This window comes from Microbacterium sp. AC035, assembly GCF_979258485.1.
The window spans coordinates 724,795-744,501 of sequence record NZ_OZ409858.1 but is presented as its reverse complement, the minus strand read 5'-3'; the positions used below and the strand labels follow the sequence as shown (position 1 = coordinate 744,501).

Annotated in this window: 23 protein-coding genes; 7 read left to right on the top strand and 16 right to left on the bottom strand. The window is 66.5% G+C overall.

Translation table 11 applies throughout. The features are described 5' to 3' along the window. Positions 1 to 281: 281 nt before the first annotated feature. A complete protein-coding gene (locus tag ACZ0AA_RS03535) occupies positions 282 to 806 on the top strand; it encodes a murein hydrolase activator EnvC family protein (protein WP_463512166.1) in 525 nt (174 codons plus the stop codon). Positions 807 to 824: 18 nt separating this feature from the next. Here ACZ0AA_RS03535 and ACZ0AA_RS03530 read toward each other — a convergent pair whose 3' ends face one another. The 9 genes from ACZ0AA_RS03530 to ACZ0AA_RS03490 all read right to left on the bottom strand — a co-directional run bounded on the left by ACZ0AA_RS03530 (position 825) and on the right by ACZ0AA_RS03490 (position 7,831). Next, positions 825 to 1,727 (bottom strand): tyrosine recombinase XerC, encoded by a 903-nt coding sequence (locus ACZ0AA_RS03530; protein ID WP_400860612.1) that lies wholly within the window; start codon positions 1,725 to 1,727, stop codon positions 825 to 827. 35 nt (positions 1,728 to 1,762) lie between these two features. Then, the gene (gene dprA, locus ACZ0AA_RS03525) at positions 1,763 to 2,944 is read right to left on the bottom strand and encodes a DNA-processing protein DprA (protein ID WP_463512165.1); all 1,182 of its coding nucleotides are present in this window, start codon (positions 2,942 to 2,944) and stop codon (positions 1,763 to 1,765) included. Beyond that, positions 2,941 to 4,470, bottom strand: a complete 1,530-nt coding sequence (locus ACZ0AA_RS03520) for a YifB family Mg chelatase-like AAA ATPase (RefSeq protein WP_463512164.1) — start codon at positions 4,468 to 4,470, stop codon at positions 2,941 to 2,943. Before ACZ0AA_RS03520 ends, dprA begins: the two co-directional genes overlap by 4 nt. After that, on the bottom strand, positions 4,467 to 4,829 hold the full coding sequence (locus ACZ0AA_RS03515; RefSeq protein ID WP_463512163.1) for a YraN family protein: 363 nt from the start codon (positions 4,827 to 4,829) through the stop codon (positions 4,467 to 4,469). The genes ACZ0AA_RS03520 and ACZ0AA_RS03515 overlap by 4 nt, the downstream gene beginning before the upstream one ends. Before the next feature lie 102 nt (positions 4,830 to 4,931). Continuing rightward, complete coding sequence (locus ACZ0AA_RS03510) at positions 4,932 to 5,258, bottom strand: DUF2469 family protein (protein WP_042541663.1); 327 nt, start codon at positions 5,256 to 5,258, stop codon at positions 4,932 to 4,934. A gap of 47 nt (positions 5,259 to 5,305) precedes the next feature. Beyond that, positions 5,306 to 5,965: a ribonuclease HII gene (locus ACZ0AA_RS03505; RefSeq protein WP_463512162.1), complete on the bottom strand. Its 660-nt coding sequence runs from the start codon at positions 5,963 to 5,965 to the stop codon at positions 5,306 to 5,308. After that, a complete protein-coding gene (gene lepB, locus ACZ0AA_RS03500) occupies positions 5,962 to 6,696 on the bottom strand; it encodes a signal peptidase I (RefSeq protein ID WP_400860620.1) in 735 nt (244 codons plus the stop codon). Before lepB ends, ACZ0AA_RS03505 begins: the two co-directional genes overlap by 4 nt. A 119-nt stretch (positions 6,697 to 6,815) precedes the next feature. Beyond that, positions 6,816 to 7,163: a 50S ribosomal protein L19 gene (gene rplS / locus ACZ0AA_RS03495; RefSeq protein ID WP_042542128.1), complete on the bottom strand. Its 348-nt coding sequence runs from the start codon at positions 7,161 to 7,163 to the stop codon at positions 6,816 to 6,818. Between the two features lie 179 nt (positions 7,164 to 7,342). Beyond that, a complete protein-coding gene (locus ACZ0AA_RS03490; RefSeq protein ID WP_463512161.1) occupies positions 7,343 to 7,831 on the bottom strand; it encodes an MFS transporter permease in 489 nt (162 codons plus the stop codon). A 121-nt stretch (positions 7,832 to 7,952) separates the two neighbouring features. On the opposite strand from ACZ0AA_RS03490, the gene map reads away from it, so the two are divergent. After that, entirely contained in the window at positions 7,953 to 8,735 is a 783-nt protein-coding gene (map, locus tag ACZ0AA_RS03485) for a type I methionyl aminopeptidase (RefSeq protein WP_463512160.1), read from the top strand. Positions 8,736 to 8,759: 24 nt separating this feature from the next. Here map and ACZ0AA_RS03480 read toward each other — a convergent pair whose 3' ends face one another. Beyond that, the gene (locus tag ACZ0AA_RS03480) at positions 8,760 to 9,497 is read right to left on the bottom strand and encodes a class I SAM-dependent methyltransferase (protein ID WP_463512159.1); all 738 of its coding nucleotides are present in this window, start codon (positions 9,495 to 9,497) and stop codon (positions 8,760 to 8,762) included. Positions 9,498 to 9,587: 90 nt separating this feature from the next. Between ACZ0AA_RS03480 and ACZ0AA_RS03475 the strand changes: the two genes are divergently transcribed. Beyond that, positions 9,588 to 10,160: a histidine phosphatase family protein gene (locus tag ACZ0AA_RS03475; protein ID WP_463512158.1), complete on the top strand. Its 573-nt coding sequence runs from the start codon at positions 9,588 to 9,590 to the stop codon at positions 10,158 to 10,160. On the opposite strand, the gene trmD is transcribed toward ACZ0AA_RS03475, so the two are convergent. Genes trmD through rpsP form a run of 4 tightly spaced genes read right to left on the bottom strand, consistent with a single transcriptional unit; the run spans position 10,157 to position 12,162 of the window. Beyond that, a complete protein-coding gene (gene trmD / locus ACZ0AA_RS03470; protein WP_463512157.1) occupies positions 10,157 to 10,867 on the bottom strand; it encodes a tRNA (guanosine(37)-N1)-methyltransferase TrmD in 711 nt (236 codons plus the stop codon). The two genes, ACZ0AA_RS03475 and trmD, sit on opposite strands and share 4 nt — an antisense overlap. Positions 10,868 to 10,886: 19 nt before the next feature. Beyond that, complete coding sequence (gene rimM / locus ACZ0AA_RS03465) at positions 10,887 to 11,498, bottom strand: ribosome maturation factor RimM (RefSeq protein ID WP_463512156.1); 612 nt, start codon at positions 11,496 to 11,498, stop codon at positions 10,887 to 10,889. Next, positions 11,491 to 11,721 (bottom strand): RNA-binding protein, encoded by a 231-nt coding sequence (locus ACZ0AA_RS03460; protein ID WP_042541671.1) that lies wholly within the window; start codon positions 11,719 to 11,721, stop codon positions 11,491 to 11,493. Before ACZ0AA_RS03460 ends, rimM begins: the two co-directional genes overlap by 8 nt. 6 nt (positions 11,722 to 11,727) lie before the next feature. Then, a complete protein-coding gene (gene rpsP / locus ACZ0AA_RS03455) occupies positions 11,728 to 12,162 on the bottom strand; it encodes a 30S ribosomal protein S16 (protein ID WP_400860631.1) in 435 nt (144 codons plus the stop codon). Between the two features lie 209 nt (positions 12,163 to 12,371). On the opposite strand from rpsP, the gene ACZ0AA_RS03450 reads away from it, so the two are divergent. Next, positions 12,372 to 13,523, top strand: coding sequence for a glutamate--cysteine ligase (locus ACZ0AA_RS03450; RefSeq protein WP_463512155.1), 1,152 nt, complete (start codon positions 12,372 to 12,374; stop codon positions 13,521 to 13,523). A 3-nt stretch (positions 13,524 to 13,526) separates the two neighbouring features. Here the strand turns inward: ACZ0AA_RS03450 and ACZ0AA_RS03445 are convergent, their stop codons facing one another. Continuing rightward, a complete protein-coding gene (locus ACZ0AA_RS03445; protein ID WP_463512154.1) occupies positions 13,527 to 14,498 on the bottom strand; it encodes a sugar-binding transcriptional regulator in 972 nt (323 codons plus the stop codon). Between the two features lie 100 nt (positions 14,499 to 14,598). Here ACZ0AA_RS03445 and ACZ0AA_RS03440 point away from each other — a divergent pair, with 100 nt between their 5' ends. From ACZ0AA_RS03440 to glpK, 3 genes are all read left to right on the top strand, one after another. Then, positions 14,599 to 16,308 (top strand): glycerol-3-phosphate dehydrogenase/oxidase, encoded by a 1,710-nt coding sequence (locus tag ACZ0AA_RS03440; protein WP_400860636.1) that lies wholly within the window; start codon positions 14,599 to 14,601, stop codon positions 16,306 to 16,308. A gap of 92 nt (positions 16,309 to 16,400) precedes the next feature. Beyond that, entirely contained in the window at positions 16,401 to 17,153 is a 753-nt protein-coding gene (locus ACZ0AA_RS03435; RefSeq protein WP_400860638.1) for an MIP/aquaporin family protein, read from the top strand. 29 nt (positions 17,154 to 17,182) lie between these two features. Further along, positions 17,183 to 18,697, top strand: coding sequence for a glycerol kinase GlpK (gene glpK / locus ACZ0AA_RS03430; protein ID WP_463512153.1), 1,515 nt, complete (start codon positions 17,183 to 17,185; stop codon positions 18,695 to 18,697). A gap of 2 nt (positions 18,698 to 18,699) precedes the next feature. On the opposite strand, the gene ACZ0AA_RS03425 is transcribed toward glpK, so the two are convergent. Beyond that, positions 18,700 to 19,635, bottom strand: coding sequence for a LysR family transcriptional regulator (locus tag ACZ0AA_RS03425; protein WP_463512152.1), 936 nt, complete (start codon positions 19,633 to 19,635; stop codon positions 18,700 to 18,702). Positions 19,636 to 19,707 lie beyond the last annotated feature (72 nt).

The following is a 19,707-nucleotide window of genomic DNA, read 5'->3' as shown; positions in this document are numbered from 1 at the left end:
TCTGCGCCTTTGAGGTTGTCAAGTCGATCGGACGATCGAACTCCCTGGTGCCCGGCGCACTCCCGCCTGAGTGAAAACAGGACCTGTGGGAGTGGATGCCACGACTGAAGTCGCTTTGGGCACGCGTAGTCACCTCGAGATCGAGGTGCTCCCCCAGCATACAGGAAGCGGGGCCCTCACTCACCCTGCACATCAGAGCCGCGTCACACATTCCGCACACGATCCGCGGGGGTGTCCGTCCAGCCCGATGCTTCTTCGCCTCCGTGACGGAGCATTGCCCCATGAGTACCGGCACTCGCGCGACCACCGCCTTCCTTCTGATGATCGTCGTCGCTCTCGTACCGCCGATCCCGACGACTGCGAGCGCATCTGCAACGGACGGTGCGCATCCGCTCTGGCGATGGCCGATCGATGCTCCCCGGGTGGTCGCGTCCCCATATCGAGCTCCGGCCCACGAGTACGGGGCGGGCCACAGGGGGATCGACATCGCGACGGCGCAGGGGACGATCGTCCTGGCGCCTGCCGATGGGATGATCGCGTTTCGAGGGACCGTCGTGGACAGACCCCTGATCACGATCGAGCATCCCGGAGGCTATGTGTCGACGTTCGAACCGCTGTCCTCCACACTGACCCCCGGCGACACCGTCTCCGCCGGCGAGGCGGTCGGCACCGTCGCGGCGGGCGGCCACACGGTGGTCGGCGCGATGCATCTGGGAGTACGGCTCGATGGCGCCTACATCAACCCGATGCTGCTCTTCGGCCCGGTTCCGCGAGCGGTGCTCCTCCCCTGCTGCGCCGCACCGTGAGAGACGCAGCGCCCGCGCTCACGCGCGGGGGTGGGCGAGACGATAGGTCGCAGTGAGACGCTCCGCAGAGACGTGCGTGTAGATCTGCGTCGTTCCCAGGCTCGCATGACCGAGGATCTCCTGGACCGCGCGCAGGTCTGCGCCGCCGTCCAGGAGATGAGTTGCGGCGGTGTGCCTGAGCGCATGCGGACCTACGGTATCTGCGCCGACGAAAGGCGCGAGCACTTCGGCGACGAGCGAGTACACCGCGCGCGGTCCGATGCGCGCGCCACGACTGCCCAGGAACAGGGCGGGAGAAGGCCGCGCTGTGCGAGCGGCGAGTGAGGGACGCCCTCGAGAGAGGTACGAGCCGACAGCATCGCGCGCAGGGACCCCGTAGGGCACCACTCGCTCTTTCGACCCCTTGCCCAGCACGCGCGCCGTGCCTCGATCGAGGTCCAGGTCGTCGACATCGAGTCCGCAGAGCTCGGAGACGCGGATGCCGGCGCCGTACAGCAGTTCGAGAATCGCGTGGTCGCGGAGCGGAATCGGCTCACCGGCAGCGGCGGCCCGGCGTTGCGCATCGAGCAGGGTCGTCATCGCGTCCTGCGAGGCGATGGTGGGAAGCGTTCGCCCCCGCTTGGGGGCCATGAGACGCAGACTCGGATCGTGGTCGACGAGTTGTTGCTCTTGAGCCCAGCTGAAGAACGACCGCGCCGCCGCCGCTCGCCGTGCCAGCGTCGACCGGGCGTCCCCGCGCTGAGTCGCCCGCCAGAGCCAGTCGCGGAGAGTCTCCAGTGTGACCTGGTCGAGCTCGAGCTCTCCGACGGTCTCGGCGAGATCCCGCAGATCTGACCGGTAGGCGCGCACCGTCGCGGATGACAGCCGACGTACCAGGGAAAGGTGGTCGGTGAAGGCATGTGCGGCTGCCGCGAACTCCATGGATCAAGTGTGCCGGAGCGTGGATCAGCGAAGCATCAGCCGCGCCGCTCGCCGTTCTGCGTCCTCTGCCATCCCCCATCGGCGCGCTGGACCGCTCCGTCGAGCTCGAGCAGCCCGAGCAACGCACTCACTCTCTCCGGGGCGAGTCCCGACCTTCGAGAAACTTCGAGAACGGCCCGCGCCGCACGCGTGCTCATGGCGTCGAGCACACGGGACTGGTCCGGGTCTGTTCCTCTTCCGGGAGATGTCTCTGGCCGCCCGCCGGCCCAGAGCTCGCGTATCTCGGCTGTCGTCGTGACGCAACGCGCGTCGTACTCTCGCAGGAGCCGATGACAGCCGGCCGACGATGCGGATGTCACCGGCCCGGGCACTGCGCCGAGTGGTCGCCCGAGTGCAGCTGCGTGCCCTGCCGTGTTCAACGACCCGCTTCGCCAGCCGGCCTCGACCACAACCGTCGCGTCGCTCACCGCAGCGATGAGTCGGTTACGCGACAGGAATCGCCACTTCGTCGGAGCCGTACCGCAGGGCACCTCGCTCGCCACGGCGCCGGTCTCGACGATTCGGCGTAGAAGCTGCTGATGGCCCTGGGGATATGCCCGATCGACTCCGCCGGCGAGGAAGGCGATGGTCCTTCCGCCGACCCCGAGCGCGGCGCGGTGCGCTGCACCGTCGATGCCGTACGCTCCCCCGGACACGACGACCGCACCCTCGGCGGCCAGCTCGCCTGCGAAGTCGCCGGCGAGCATCTCACCGTATCCGCTCGATGCCCGGGCGCCGACGATCGCGACTCTGGGCGCCGCGCTCAGCAGCATCGGATCTCCGCGCACCCAGAGCAGCGTCGGCGCGTGCACCCCGAGATCGTCGAGAGAACTCGGCCAGAGGGGATCTCCAGGGAGCAGCAGCCGGGCTCCGACATCCCGGCCCCCACGGAGCGCGTCGACCACGCTGCGCCTCTCGGCGCGGATCGTCCACCGAGCCCGCCCGTCGACGAGAGCCCGACCGCCGATCTCCGAGGTCGCCGCATTCTCTCGGCCCAATGCGAACCGGAGTGCGTCTGAGGGGCCGAGCTGCTCGATGAGGGTCCCGGCCACGCCATCGCCCGGCTCGGCGAGCACAGACCACGACACCCGGGCGAGGGCGTCCTCCACGTCACCAGGCGGCCGGACCTCTTCCAGCAGCGCCCGCACCGCAGCGTCGCCTGCGAGTGATTCGATCATGATGCGTATCCCCTCTTGAGAAACAGCGCCTGGCCCACCTCGTCGCGTCCTGGCCTGTCGGCTCCCGCAAGATCCGCCATGGTCCACGCGAGCCGCAGGACTCTGTCGTATCCGCGCAGAGTGAGCGTTCCCCGCTCGAGAGCCCGGTCGAGCGGCGCTCTCGCCTCACCGGAGATCTGCAGATCGAGTTGTCTCAGCCGAGATCCGGGCACCTGACCGTTGCGAAGCCATGGTGTCCCGCGCCACCGTGCGGCTGCTCGCTCACGCGCCTCGATGACCCTCGCGCGCGCGATCTCACTCGTCATGCCGGTGCGGTCTCCGCGCATCGCCTGGGAGGCGGACACCCGGGAGACATGCAGCTCCACATCTATGCGGTCGCGCAGCGGACCCGAGAGCCGCGTCGAGTACCGCCGGATCGCCAGAGACGGGCACGTGCACTCCGCACCACGCACTCCGTAGTTGCCGCACGGGCAGGGATTGAGCGCCAGGAGCAGCTGAAAACTCGCGGGAAAGTGCGCCGTGACGCCCGATCGGCTCACTTCGATGACACCTGACTCGAGCGGTTGCCGCAGTGCGTCGAGTGCGACTCTCGAGAACTCGGCCGCTTCGTCCAAGAAGAGCACGCCTCTGTGCGCTCGAGAGATCGCCCCCGGGCGAACAGACCTCGATCCACCTCCGACGAGGGCTGCGACGGAAGCGCTGTGGTGCGGCGACTCCAGCGGAGGCATGACATCGAGACTCCGCACAGACTCCCCCGCGAGCGAGCGGATCGAGGCCACCTCGAGCGCTTCATCTTCGGTGAGGCTGGGCAGAATGCCCGGCAGCCTTCGTGCGAGCATCGTCTTGCCTGCCCCCGGCGGGCCGCTGAGCAGCATGTGATGGCCACCCGCCGCGGCGACGATCAAGGCGCGCACGGCGTCCTCCTGCCCCACCACATCAGCGAGGTCGAGCTCCTCCGGGCGCTCGCGCGCGACCGCTGCCGACGCGACCGGATCGGTATCGAGCACGTCGACCTCGGCGCCATGCCAGACAGCCACCTGCGAAAGGCTCGCCGCGGGCCGCACCTCTATGCCCGGCACGAGCCTGGCCTCTGCCTCATTGCCCCAGGGGACTATCACGGTGTCGAACCCTGCGCGGGCGGCAGCGAACACGGACGGCAGCACCCCAGGTACTGGCCGGAGTCGACCGTCGAGCCCGAGCTCACCGAGGTGCACCACGCGTGCGATGGACCGGCTCGACAACGCTCCCCCGGCTGCGAGAGAAGCGACGGCGATGCTGAGATCGAAGCCTGCGCCCTGCTTCGGCAGGCTCGCGGGCGAGAGGTTGACCGTCAGCCGACGACGGGGAAGGGCGAGAGAGGTGTTCTTGCACGCGTTGTGCACACGCTGAACCGCTTCCCCGAGAGATTTGTCGGGAAGCCCGATGATCTTGAACTCGGGCGTCTGGTTCGAGATGTCCGCTTCCACCTCGACCATGTGCCCATCCACCCCCGTGAGCGCGACCGCCCAGGTGCGCGCAGTCTTCACGACACGTCCACGAGGTGCTCGAGGGTACTGTGCTGTGGATCTGTGCCGATGATCCCGATCGCCTCGATCCGGATCCTGAGCCCATCGGCCTGGTCGGGATGATCGGACGCCCAGGCATACGCGAGCTGCCAGAGCCGGCGGATCTTGCGGGCGTCCACCGCTTCGAATGGGTGCCCGTGAGAGATCGTCCTTCTCGTCTTGACCTCGACGACCGCGAGATGGCGTCCGCGGCGCGCGACGATGTCGATCTCGCCCTGCGCACATCGCCAATTGCGGTCGAGCACCTGGTATCCGATGCCAGTCAGGTACCGGACCGCTTGTTCTTCGCCGGATCTACCGAGTTCGTCTTTCGCTGCCATGCTGACAGCCTGTCGATCGACCTCGACGCGCAGCGCCCCGAGGGGGTCGACGAGCCGAGACCCTTGGAGAACCCGTCAGAAGCCCGGGCGGTGCAGAAGATGTCACTCCCCGTCGAGCGACAGCTCCTGGGGCAGTTCGAACTCGCGGCGCTGCAGCTCTTCGACGTTGACGTCCTTGAAGGTCAGCACCCGCACAGCCTTCACGAAGCGGTCGGCGCGATAGATGTCCCACACCCACACATCGCTCATCGAGATCTCGAAGTAGAAGTCGTGCTCGGTGTCGCGGCGTACGACATTCACCTCATTGGCGAGGTAGAACCGCCGCTCGGTCTCGACCACATACTGGAACTGTGCGACGACGTCGCGGTATTCGCGGAACAGCGCGAGCTCGAGTTCGCGGTCGTAGTCGTCGAAGGCTTCCTCATCCATGATCCCTCCATCCTAGAGTCGGCGGCACTTCGATGCCGCACGCAGACTCAGAACAGAGTCGGGACATCTGCGATCGCCCAGGACGACCGGTGGTGCGGGGAGAGCCCGAGGCTCCTGATCGCGTCGCGGTGCTCGAGGCTCGCATATCCCTTGTTCCTGTCCCACTGATAGGCGGGGTGACCTTCGTGGAGCTCGGCCATGTACGTGTCGCGGGCGACCTTCGCGATCACCGATGCCGCCGAGACCGACGCGCAGTCACGGTCGCCCTTGACCACCGGCCGGACGCGCAGGGGAACCGGGTGCACGGGCGACACGTAGTCGTGATTGCCGTCGAGCAGCACGAGCGCTCCATCGAGGACGACGCCCGAGTCGACCACACTCTGCACGGCGCGAGACGCCGCGAGCCCGAGGGCACGCATGATGCCCACCTCATCGACTTCGGCCGCACTCGCCCAGCCGACTCCCGACGCCTGCACCCACGCCGCGGCCCTCGCGGCGACATCAGGTCGTCGTCTCTCGGTGACGAGCTTCGAATCCCGCAGTCCTTCCGGGACACGGCGGCGCGCACCGGCTGCATCCATCACGGCGGCTCCGACCGCCACGGGGCCGGCAAGCGCGCCGCGTCCGACCTCGTCGAGGGAGATGATGAGATCGCACTCGCTCAGCAGCCTGCGCTCCAGAGTGAGCTTCGGAGCGACGACCGTCATTCCGAGTCCGGGACGCCGTTGAAGCTGTCGTGATGACCGTCGATCGTGCCCATCCGGTCGAACGGCCATGTGGTGAAGAACGCCTTGCCCACGACGTTCTCGATCGGCACGAAGCCACCGCTCGGAAGATCCTGGTGCGCTCGGGAGTCCCGCGAACGGTCACGGTTGTCTCCCAGCAGCCACAGGGATCCCTCCGGGACGACCACGTCGAAGGGATCGTTGGACGCCGCCGTGTCGCCGTCCGGCAGGTTCAGGTAGCTGAGCTCGTCGATCGGCGCGCCGTTGACCGTGATCTGACCCAGCGCGTTGCAGCACACGACGTGGTCGCCGGGCAGCCCGATCACTCGCTTGACGAGGTGATCCTGAGAGTCTGTGGCCGAGATGCCGATGACGTTCAGCATCCAGTCGAAGGCCTCGATGAGCGGAGGCTGAGCCGGGGTCTGCGGCTGACCGTCGAGCCATCCGCCCGGATCCTTGAAGACCACGACGTCGCCGCGTTCGTAGGCGGTCCACCGGGGAGTCAGCTCATCGACGAGGATGCGATCTTTGACCATGAGGGTGCGTTCCATCGAGGCAGATGGAATGTAGAAGGAGCGGACGACGAAAGTCTTCACGACGAACGAGACGAGCGCGGCGATGACCACGATCACCAGGACATCTCGCAGGAACACCAGGAACCCGCGACGCCGCTTCGTCGGTGGAGTGGACGCGGCGGCGGAGTCAGTCGTCATGAGGGGTTCCTTCACAGTCTCGCACCGCACTGAGACGGCATCATCAAGGGTCGCACACCCCGGGGAGAACACAGCACCCCGGGACATCGTGTCCCGGGGTGCTGTGGAGAACCTGCGCGTCAGTTGTCGCGCTTCTCCTTGATCTTCGCCTTCTTGCCCCGCAGCTGGCGGAGGTAGTAGAGCTTCGCGCGACGCACGTCACCGCGGGTGACGACCTCGATGTGGTCGATCACCGGGGAGTGCACCGGGAACGTACGCTCGACGCCCACCTGGAAGCTGATCTTGCGAACGGTGAAGGTCTCGCGCACGCCGTCGCCCTGGCGGCCGATGACGACGCCCTTGAAGACCTGGATACGCGAGCGGGTGCCCTCGGTGATGTTCACGTGTACGTTGACCGTGTCACCGGGGTTGAAGACGGGAACGTCTGAACGCAGCGAAGCTGCGTCGACGGCGTCGAGGATCTGCATGATCGTCTCTCTCTGCACTCGCCTCAGGTCGGTTGCATGATGTAAGTAGGAACAAGAAGAGGTGTGTGCTGAACGGAGCCGAAGCATCCGTGGGCTCCCCTGAGGCAGAACCGGTCACGGCACAAACACTCATTCTGCCATGGATGCTGCGCACGGCCAAAACGCCGCGTGCTATTCCGTCAGTCCCGAGAATCCTTCTCGCGCACCACGATCACTTCGTGCGCGCGGGTCTGAGGCGCGGGCTCGTCGACGCCGGGCACCGACGACCAGGCGATGGTCTCGCGTATCCGCGCTCCGCTTCCCTTTGCCTCGTTCCACAGCTGCCAGAGCTGCAGCCAGACGAGGCCGATGCCGACCACCACCGCTGCCGCGAGCAGCCAGCCGAACGCGCCGTCGATGAAGCACCCGACCGCGATCGTCAACCCGTGCCAGAGCGTGAAGCCGCCAACATCCCACCAGGAGACCGCTCGTTCGACCCGCACCGACGGACGGGAGCGGGTCAGGAGGGTGAGAAGGAGCTGACCGACGAAGACCGACGGCACAGCGATGAACAGCACCCACAGGATCGCCCATCCGCCCTGGAACACGCCCCACCCGACCAGCAGCCAGAGCGGCAGCAGGAACGCGGCCGGAATCAGCCACCGGAAGAACGCCTGACGCAACCACATGTCACAAATGGTACGACGAGGAGCTCGGCATCGTCCCGGTGTTCGCTGTGAGCGCGCGATCTCCGCGCGCACGCCTGCGTCCGGGAGATCGGGGAGAATGGAGGGGACGAGAGGACACCCGATGATCGAACTGCGCACCCCTGCCGAGATCGACGAGATGCGCGCCGCCGGTCGCTTCGTGGCTGAGACACTGGCAACCCTGCGCGACGAGACGAAGGTCGGCACGAATCTGCTGTCGATCGATCGTCGCGCGCACGATCTGATCCGCAAGGCCGGAGCGGAGTCGTGCTACATCGACTACCACCCGTCCTTCGGCGCCAGCCCGTTCGGCAAGGTGATCTGCACGTCGATCAACGACGCGGTGCTCCACGGACTCCCCCATGACTACGCGCTTCGCGACGGCGACCTGGTCTCGCTGGACTTCGCGGTGTCTGTCGACGGCTGGGTGGCGGACTCTGCCCTCTCGTTCGTCGTGGGCAGTCCGCGCGACGAAGACCTTCGCATCATCGACACGACGGAGCGCGCGCTCGACGCGGCGATCGGCGCTGCGGTCGTCGGCAACCGGATCGGCGACATCTCGGCGGCCATCGCTGCGGTGTCGCACGGCGAGGGCTACTCGATCAACACCGATTTCGGCGGGCACGGTGTGGGGCGCATCATGCACGGCGACCCCCACGTTCCCAACGACGGTCGGGCCGGGCGCGGATTCCCGCTGCGCGAGGGCCTGGTGTTCGCCCTCGAGCCGTGGCTGCTCGAGACCACCGACGAACTCGTCACCGACCCGGACGGCTGGACCCTCCGGAGCGTCGACGGATCGAGGGGCGCTCATTCGGAGCACACCGTCGCAGTGACCGCCGATGGTCCGGTCATCCTCACCGACAGATCGTTCCTCGGCGTCCGCTGACACTCACCGCTCTGCTCGGCCACTTCACGCGCGGCGATAGACGAACACATCCGTGACGATCGGCAGGTCGTACTCGTCATGACCCCGTGTCTCGGGGTCTGAATCCAGTACCGCCTCGATGGCCTCGAGCCACTGGGCGCGCGTTACCTCATCAGCGACGAGGAACGTGCTCACGGTCGACCAGCGACGGAGGTACGCGTCGCGTCGAATCCGCTCCGCCGAGTGAATCTGCTCACGACGCACGAAGTCGAAGCCGGGAAGCTCATCCGCCGCTGTGCTCGTGGTCGCGTCTGAGTCCCCGAGCGCAGGGTGCGCGATCCGGTGAGCCGCTCGATCCCACGCACACGACGGATCGAAGCGATTCCAGACGAGTCCGAGCGCTCCCGACGGAGCGAGCACTCGCGCGATCTCCGAGCACGCGGCATCCCGATCGAACCAATGGAAAGCCTGCGCGACCGTCACGACGTCTGCGGTGCCGGACCCGACCGGTATTCGTTCGGCGCTGCCAGGATGCGCCTCGACCCCCGGCAGCTTCGATCGCAGGATCGCGAGCATCGACTCCGACGGCTCGACGGCGATGACCCGCTGTGCTCGTCCCACGAGCAGTTCGGTGAACTTGCCGGTGCCGGCGCCGAGATCGAGCACTGTGCGCACCGCGTGGGGCATCACGACGTCGGCTGCAGCTGGCGGGAAACCCGGGCGGTAGCGGTCGTAGTCCGCGCCGGTGAGGGTGAAGGATCTCGCCAGCACGTCGTCGACCATGCCGTGACGCTATCAGACGACGGCGGGATGACCCGGCCCGGGACGGTGAGGCTGTGCCATCCTGAGTGCATGATTCCGGAGGATCGTCATGTGCCTGATCATCTGTTCCTGGTTCGGCACGGACAGACCCGATGGAATCTCGAGCGCCGGCTGCAAGGACAGCTCGACTCACCCCTGACCGAAGACGGCGTCAGACAGGCGCAGAGCGTTGCCGAGCGCGTGGCCGATCGTGGGATCACGACCGTCTGCTCGAGCCCGCTCGGCCGCGCACGACAATCGGCGGTGATCATCGCGGACCGGATCGACGCAGAACTCATCGAGGTGCCGGAGCTCGCCGATCTCGATCATGGCGAGATGGCAGGACTGACCTGGGACGAGATCGATCAGCGATTCCCCACGGCGCGCGCGGACAGGGCTGCTAACAGGTACGGCTGGGCTTTTCCGGGCGGCGAGAGCTATGCCCAGGCCAGAGGACGGGCCCGCAGGGCGCTTTCATCGTGCGGCTGGGCTTCGAGGGGTCTCCCTCTGCTGGTCAGTCACGAGATGTTCGGCCGGCTGCTCCGCGCAGACCTCCGGGGGCTGGACGGCGTCTCCGCGTTGTCGCTGAGACACCCGCAGGATGTGGTGTTCGAGATCGATCGAGGGACCGAACGTATGCTCTAGCGCTGATCGTCCGGCAGCAGATCCGGGCGGCGGCGGCGCGTGCGCTCGATCTGCTGATCGCGACGCCACGCGGCGATCACGGCATGATTGCCGCTCAACAGCACCTCGGGCACGGCCCGGTCTCGCCACACTGACGGCTTCGTGTACGACGGATACTCCAGGAGCCCGTCTTCGTGGGACTCCTCGACCAGGCTCTCCGGATTTCCCACGACGCCGGGGATCAGGCGACCGATCGCCTCGATCATCGCCATGGTCGCGACTTCTCCACCGTTGAGGACGTAGTCGCCGAGGCTGATGAGTCGCACTTCGCCGAGCGACGCCGCGTATTCGAACACCCGCTCATCGATGCCCTCATAGCGACCGCATCCGAAGATCACGTGCTCGCGAGTGCTGAGATCGTGTGCCGTGGCCTGGGTGAACACCTCGCCCGCGGGCGAGGGGAAGATGATCGTCGGCGGTCGGCCGTCGGCGGAAGGAGCCGTCGAAGCCAGTTCATCGAGCGCGAGCCCCCAGGGCTCGGGCTTCATCACCATTCCCGCTCCGCCGCCGTACGGGGTGTCGTCCACGGTGCGGTGGCGGTCAGAGGTCCAGTCCCGCAGATCTCGGACGCGCAGGTCGAGGATGCCGGCGCTCTGCGCCTTCCCGAGCAGGGAGAGCGTCAGACCGTCGAAGTAGGACGGGAAGATGGAGAGGACGTCGATGCGCACGGGCAGACCCTACCCGTGGTCACTCGGTGGCGTCGGCGTCCGAGGACTCCGCCGCCTCCGTCGCTTCGGAAGCGTCGGGAAGCTCTTCGAAGAGCCCGGCGGGCGGCGTGACGATGACGCGTCCGGCGCTGACGTCGACCGTCGGAACGATCGCTTCGACGAAAGGCACCATGATGTCCTGGTCGCCTGACCTGACGATGAGCAGATCCTGTGCCGGGAAGTGCTCGATTCGAACGACCTTGCCGACCACGTCTCCGTCGCGGACGACGTCGAGACCAGTGAGCTGGTGATCGAACCACGCGTTGTCTTCGACCTCGTCGTTGTCCTGATCGATCCACAGGATCGCTCGGACGAGGGTCTCAGCGCCTTCACGGTCGTCGACGTCCTTGAAGAAGACGACGGGGTTGCCGTTCATGACGCGATACTCGCGCACGACGACCGTCTTCCCGTGCCACGGAGATGCCTCCGGCACCTGCAACGTGAACTCGGCGCCGGTCGTGAAACGCCGCTCGGGATTGTCTGTGTAGAGCTCCAGCTTGAGAGCACCCTTGAGGCCATGGGCCTTGACGAGGCGCCCGACGCGCAGCTGGTTCTTGCCCTGGTTGCGGTCTGTCGACACCACGTCAGTCATCCGCGACATCGACACGGACACGACGCCCGTCCGCGAGTGCGGAGATGAGCGTACGCAGTGCCTTCGCGGTGCGGCCGCCGCGCCCGATCACACGTCCACGGTCGTCGGGGTGCACGCGCACCTCGAGGAGATCGCCTCTCGGCGAGGTGGAGGCGTTGATGCGGACATCCTCAGGGTGATCGACGATCCCCTTGACGATGTGTTCGAGCGCGGCGGCGAGCACGACGGATTACTCGGAGTCGGCGGCGGGAGCCTCAGCGGCCTCCGCGTCGGCCTTGGCGGGAGCCTCCTCAGCGGGAGCCTCTGCCTTCTTCTCGACCTTGGGCTTCACGACGGACTTCTTGGAAGCGTCGATCTCGAACGGAACCTTGGGCTCCTTGACCTTGAGCGTGGACTTCGCGTCCTTGTCGCCCTTGAACTTGCCCCAGTCGCCCGTGATCTTGAGCAGCGCTGCGACCTGCTCGGTCGGCTGAGCGCCGACGGACAGCCAGTACTGCGCACGGTCGGAGTCGATCTCGATGAACGAGGGCTCCTCGGTGGGGTGGTACTTGCCGATCTCTTCGATCACGCGACCATCGCGCTTGGTCTTCGAGTCGGCGACGACGATGCGGTAGTACGGCGCACGGATCTTGCCCAGGCGCTTGAGACGAATCTTGACAGCCACGATTCTCCTGAATTGTGTGGAAGTTGACGAACCGATCGCCTGGAGAGTGGGGTGCACACCCGGCGGAAGCTCAAATAGGGAGGACGAGTGCTGGATAGAGGGTCGAGCACGTCGTCCGACCTTCTATTCTGCCAGATCCGCGGCCCAGGAGCGAAACGGGGCGACACGGCGGTTGCCGTGTCGCCGACACCGCATGTCAGACTGTGGTCGTGAAGCTCGATTTCGCGTCATCGGCCCGGTCCACCGTAGGCCTCGAATGGGAGATCATGCTCGCCGATCCGGTGAGCGGTGATCTCGTCGGCCGCGCCCCCGAGCTGCTGTCGGCGCTCGAGCACGAGAGCGCCGACGAACGTCATACCGTGACGGGTGAACTGCTCACCAACACCATCGAGGTCACGAGCGGCATCGGCGATTCGGTGGCGCATGCGGTCGATGACATCGCCAACGCGATAGCGGCCGTGCGCTCGGCGACGGATCCGGCCGGTGTCGAACTGCTCTCTGCAGGCAGTCATCCGTTCGCGCAGTGGTACCAGCAGGAAGTGACGGACAAGACCCGGTACCACACCCTGATCGAGCGCACCCAGTGGTGGGGGCGCAACATGATGATCTGGGGAATCCACGTCCACATCGGCGTGGAGGACCGGCGCAAGGTCATCCCCATCATCAATGCCCTCGCGGCATACCTCCCGCACCTGCAGGCGCTCTCAGCGTCGAGTCCGTTCTGGGCGGGTGAACGCACGGGGTACGCATCCAACCGCGCCCTCGTCTTCCAGCAGCTGCCCACTGCCGGACTCCCCTGGCCGCTGAACGACTGGTCGGACTACGAGGCCTATCTCGACGACATGGTGCGCACCGGCGTGATGGCGGATGCCACCGAGGTGCGCTGGGACATCCGGCCGGCCCCACGGTGGGGAACGATCGAAGTCCGGGCCTGCGACGGACTCTCCACACTGCCGGAGCTGGCAGCGGTGGCCGCCCTCGTGCAGGTTCTGGTGGAGCATCTATCGCGGCAGCTCGACGAGGGCCGCACTCTCGCACAGATGCCGGCGTGGTATCACCGCGAGAACAAGTGGCGCGCGGCGCGCTACGGTCTGGACGCCCGAGTGATCGTGGACTCGGCGGGAACCCAGCGCCCCGTGCGGGAGCATCTGTCCGAGGTGCTCGAAGAGCTCGCACCGGTCGCAGTCGAACTCGGCTGCGTGCGCGAGTTCGGCAGCATCGACACGATACTCGAGAGCGGCGCGAGCTACGAACGGCAGCTGACGATCGCCAACGCGACAGGTGGTGACCTCGGGGCGGTCGTGCAGCATCTGATCCGGGAGTTCCGCTCAGGCCCCGAATCTTCGACCGACGAGCCGTAAGGGTCAGTCCTCCACGAGTCGGCGCGCCAGCCCCTCGTCGAGAACCACATCCGTGATGAGTTCGGCGGCGATCGCCGCGCGGAGGCTCGCGAGCTTGGGCACTCCCGATACGACGCAGACCCGCCTCGGCACGCGCCGCAGCCTGTCGAGGCCAGGACCGGTAGCGCGAGCGTTCACACGGATGTCCCTCCATGATCCGTCGGCGCGGAAGAAGACCGTTGCCACGTCGCCGATCGCGTGGTCCTCGCGGAGGCTCCGATAGTCATCGCGCCCGAGGTAGCCCCCGACGTAGACGCGGCTGGGCACCTCCGCAGCGGGAGAGCCGAGGCTGAAGACCGCGATGTCCATCTTCGACTGCAGATCGAGCACTCGCCGCGTGCTTCGCTCGCGCCACATCGCCTCGCGCGTCGAAGGGTCGTCGAAGAATGCCGGCACGGGAAACTGCTGCACTTGCGCGCCGAACGCGCTGCCGAAGCGCTGCAGGATGTCGCTCGAATACTCGACGCCACTCGTCTGCGTGTTTCCCGCACCGTTCAACTGCACGAAGGTCGTGTTGTGCGTCTCCTTCTGAGTGAGCCCCCGGCTCACTGCACTGATCGTCGATCCCCACGCGACGCCGACGATCATGTTGGAGTCGACGAACTGCGACAGCAGCCGCCCCGCTGTAAGAGCCACACGCTCGAGGCGCTCGACCTCGCTGACGATCTCCGGGATGGGTACGACGTGCGCGACCAGTCGGTGTCTGTCTCTGATGCGCTGCTCCAGCATCCCCAGACGCTCCAGAGGAGAGTTGATGCGGATGTCGACGAGTCCGCTCTCGCGCGCGAAGCTCAGCAGACGGGAGACCGACGATCGCGAGGTCTTCAGCTCCTTCGCGATCACCTCCATGGTCTTGTCCTGCATGTAGTAGAGCTGCGCGGCGGTGAGCGCGGCGATCAGCTTTGAATCGCGTGATCCGGCGTCCGACTGGCCCATGACGACCTCCTCGCGTCGATCTTTGCACATATGTGCAGCGGGCTTGCGCATGGTGGTCGATCGGGTCGAAGCTGGGAACACGCACAGAGAAGGGTCGAAGATGATCGAGTCGACACACTCATCACCGGAACGCGCCGAAGTCCGCGCCGTCCGTGAGTCCGGACGCACGAGCGTCCTTGTCATCGGAGCCGGGATCAACGGGATCTCCGCTTTCCGTGACCTCGCACTTCAGGGCGTCGACGTCCTGCTCGTCGAACGGGGAGACTTCGCCTCCGGGGCCTCCGCGGCCTCGAGCCACATGATCCACGGCGGCATCCGCTACCTCGAGAACGGCGAGTTCCGGCTCGTCCGCGAGTCCGTCGAGGAACGGAACGGTCTGCTCAAGATCGCGCCTCACTATGTGAAGCCGCTCGAGACCACGATCCCGATCTACTCCACCTTCTCGGGGATCCTCTCCGCTCCCCTGCGTTTCCTCACGCACAAGAGCGGCAAGCCGCAGGAGCGCGGCGCGTTCCTCATCAAGGTCGGGCTCACGATCTACGACACGTTCTCGCGCGACGGGGGCATGGTCCCTCGTCACCGTTTCCTGGGCCGCAAGCGCTCGCTCGCCGAGCTGCCCTCGCTCGACCCGAACATCAAGTACACGGCGACCTACTACGACGCCTCCATGCACGATCCGGAGCGTCTGGCGCTCGACGTCCTTCAGGACGGTCGCGCCGCGCATCCGGGCGCCGTGGCACTGAACTACATCGAGGCGATCGCCCGCGACGGAGAGAAGGTCGTCCTCCGCGATCGCGAGAGCGGCACGGAGTTCTCCGTCACGGCAGACGTGGTCGTGAACGCCTCCGGGCCCTGGACGGATCTCACCAATGACGCGCTCGGCAACGAAACGCGCTTCATGGGAGGGACCAAGGGGTCTCACATCGTTCTCGATCACCCGGAGCTGCTCGAGGCGACGCGTGGACGCGAGATCTTCTTCGAGCACTCCGACGGGCGCATCGTGCTGATCTACCCGCTCAAGGGCCGCGTGCTCGTCGGGACGACCGACATCGACGCGGATCCGCGCGAGCCGGCGGTGTGCACGGAGGAGGAGATCGACTACTTCTTCGACCTCATCCACCACGTGTTCCCGAAGATCGACGTGACACGCGAGCAGATCGTCTTCAACTTCTCGGGCATCCGTCCGCTTCCTCGCCACGAGGACACCGCACCGGGGTTCGTGTCCCGTGACTACCGCATCGAGGTGGACGAGAAGGGCGCTGCTCCGCTGGTGAGCCTCGTCGGCGGCAAGTGGACGACGTTCCGTGCACTCGGCGAGTCTCTGTCCGACGTGGTGCTCGATCTCATCGGCCGCACTCGCACGGTCTCGACCGCCGGACGAGCCATCGGCGGAGGTCGCGACTTCCCGCGCACCGAGAAGGCCCGTCGCATCTGGATCCAAGAGAACCTGCCGGGCGCCGGTGACCGCGCCGAGCGCCTCCTCGCCCGCTATGGAACACGTGCGGCACAGGTCTGGGAGTTCATCGAGCAGGGTGACGACGCTCCTCTCGCCGGCGATGACCTCTCCACTCGTGAGCTCGCCTGGATGGTGGAGAACGAGATGGTGGCGCGCCTGCAGGATGTCGTCATGCGACGCACCAGCATCGCATTCACCGGCCACGCCGATGCGGATGTGCTCGAAGAGCTTGCCGCAGCCCTGGCTCCTCTGCTCCACTGGGACCGTGCACGTCAGGATGCCGAGCTCGACCAGACGCGTACGATGCTGAACGATCGACATGGACTCCAGATCTCGTCCCGCGCACGCGGCTGACGAGAGATCCGAACGCCGCCCTCCACGCGGCGTAAATCCCAACAAGTGCCAGAGCTATGGGGCTCTGGCACTCAAGAAAGGTCAATGAAGACATGACTGAAGTGAATCTCGGTCTCTACTTCCTCTCGGAGTTCGTCGGCACCGCGATGCTGATCCTCCTCGGATGCGGTGTCGTCGCCAACGTCGCTCTTGCCAAGAACAAGGGCTTCGGCGGCGGCTTCCTGATGGTCAACTGGGGATGGGGCCTCGCGGTCTTCGTGGGTGTCCTCGTCTCGGCGTACTCCGGCGCCATCCTCAACCCGGCGGTCGGCATCGGCCTTCTCGTCGCGGGCAAGATCGACTTCTCGCAGTTCGCGGTGGCGACCGGAGCCGAGCTTCTCGGTGCGATCGTCGGTGCGATCCTCACGTGGCTCGCCTACAAGCAGCACTTCGACGAGGAGCCCGACCCGGCCAACAAGCTCGGCGTCTTCTCGACCGGCCCCGCCATCCGCTCCTACGGATGGAACCTCGTCACCGAGGTCATCGGCACGTTCGTCCTGGTGTTCGCGATCTTCGCGTTCGCTGACTACGGCGACATCGAGATCGGCGTCCCCGGCGGCCTCGGCCCGCTCAGCGCCCTTCCGGTCGCACTCGTCGTGGTCGCCATCGGTGCGTCGCTCGGTGGCCCCACCGGTTACGCGATCAACCCTGCACGTGACCTCGGACCTCGTATCGCCCACGCGATCCTGCCGATCAAGGGCAAGGGCTCGAGCGACTGGTCGTACTCGTGGGTCCCGGTCGTCGGTCCGCTGATCGGCGGCGTCCTCGCTGCCGTCGCAGCGCCCGTTCTGCTCAACCTCGCCTGAACCCGAACCTGACTTCAAAGGAGAACACAATGGCCGACTACATCATCGCCATCGATCAGGGCACCACCTCCAGCCGCGCGATCATCTTCGACAAGAAGGGCAGCATCGTCGCGACCGGTCAGAAGGAGCACGAGCAGATCCTCCCCAAGGCCGGCTGGGTCGAGCACGACCCTGCCGAGATCTGGCGCAACGTGCAGGAGGTCATCGGCCTCGCGCTGAGCCGCGGCGACCTGACACGTCACGACATCGCCGCCGTGGGAATCACCAACCAGCGTGAGACCGCAGTGGTCTGGGACAAGACGACCGGAAAGGCCGTCTACAACGCGATCGTCTGGCAGGACACCCGCACGCAGGAGATCGTCGACCGCCTCGCGGCCGACGGTGGCGTCGAGCGGTTCAAGCCCGTCGTGGGCCTGCCTCTCGCCACCTACTTCTCGGGCACCAAGATCGCCTGGATCCTCGAGAACGTCGACGGTGCGCGCGAGAAGGCCGAGGCGGGCGACCTCGTCTTCGGCACGACCGACAGCTGGGTGCTGTGGAACCTCACGGGCGGCGTCGACGGCGGTGTGCATGTCACCGATGTCACCAACGCCTCCCGCACGATGTTCATGGATCTCGAGACGCTCGAGTGGCGCGACGACATCCTCGAGGCGTTCGGCGTGCCGCGCTCTATGATGCCGGAGATCCGCTCCTCCTCCGAGGTCTACGGTGCGGCCGAGGACTCGTCGCTGCTGCGCGAGACGCCGATCGCCGGCATCCTGGGCGACCAGCAGGCCGCTACGTTCGGCCAGGCCGCGTTCAACCAGGGCGAGAGCAAGAACACCTACGGCACCGGATGCTTCCTCATCTTCAACACGGGCGAGGAGATCGTCCACTCGAAGAACGGACTGCTCACCACCGTCGGCTACAAGCTCGGCGACGGACCGACCCACTACGCTCTCGAGGGCTCGATCGCCGTCACCGGATCGCTGATCCAGTGGCTCCGTGACCAGCTCGGGATCATCGGCTCGGCCCCCGAGGTCGAAGAGCTCGCCAAGCAGGTCGACGACAACGGCGGCGTGTACATCGTCCCCGCGTTCTCCGGTCTGTTCGCGCCGTACTGGCGTCCGGACGCCCGCGGTGCGATCGTCGGCCTCACCCGCTACGCGAACAAGAACCACATCGCCCGCGCAGCGCTCGAAGCCGTCGCATTCCAGACCCGCGACGTTCTCGACGCGGTCAACGCGGATGCCGGTGTCGACCTCACCGAACTCAAGGTCGATGGGGGCATGGTCGCGAACGATGCGCTCATGCAGTTCCAGGCCGATGTGCTCGGCGTGCCCGTCGTGCGCCCGGTCGTCGCCGAGACCACCGCGCTGGGTGCCGCGTACGCCGCCGGTCTGGCAGTCGGCTTCTGGAACGGTCTCGACGACCTCTCCGCCAACTGGCAGGAAGACCGTCGTTGGGAGCCGTCGATGGAAGACGGCGAGCGCGACCGCCAGCTGCGCCTGTGGCGCAAGGCCGTCAGCAAGTCGATGGACTGGGTCGACGAGGACGTGAAGTGACCTCAGGATCCTGAGGAGGCGGGCCCGGAGGATTCCTCCGGGCCCGTTTCGTATTCTCCCCCGGATGTCACCGATGCGATGACATCGAGAAACGCAGTGGCGACGGCCCGCGGTGCTTTCGCGTCCCAGGCGACATGTTCGACGCGCACCGGTCCGCCGATGATCTCGGCAGCGACTGCGTCGGACGATGTGGCGGCGATGACACCCGGCGCCAACAGCGTGATCGCGAGCCCGGCCGACACGAGTCCGAGAATGAGCTCCGCGGAGTCCGCTTCGAACGACACATCGCGTGGCACGCCGGACGACGCGAACGCCGCGTCACTCTGCACGCGCCCCGACGTGCCCGCAGGGAAGTCCGCGAAGACCTCTCCGGCGAGCTCTTCCAGCGTGAGATCTGTGCGGCGCGCGAATCGATGAGTCGAAGGTACGGCGGCGACCAGGCTCTCGCGCGCGAGCTCTCTCGACGCGACACCGCTGGGGCTCACCTCGTCGCGCAGACCGAGCAGTGCGACGTCGAGCTCCCCTCGACGGACGCCGGCGACCAGGGCATCGCTGTTCCCCATGATGAGGTGCACCCGCGCCTCAGGGTGCGCCCTTCTGAATCGGGCGATCACGTGCGGAACAGAGACCGCGGTGACGGTCGGGATCACCCCGAGACGAAGGGTGCCGACCACTCGCCCAGCGGCCTGCGCTGCGGCTTCGCGTGCGTGATCCGCTGCAGCGACCGCGATCCTCGCGTGAGCGACGAATGCGTCCCCTGCCTCCGTCGTCCTCACGCTGCGACTCGAGCGCACGAACAGGCGCTGCCCGAGTTCACGTTCCAGCGCGGCGATCTGATGACTGAGCGCTGATTGAGTCACGAAGCAGCGCTCCGCCGCGCGGGTGAAACTCGACAACGACGCCACCTCGATGACGTACCTCAGCTGCTGCAGGTCCATGCTTACATGATCCATGTTCATGAGTGACATGCCAAACATGCGTTGGACTCATGGTTGCGCTTGGATCAGGCT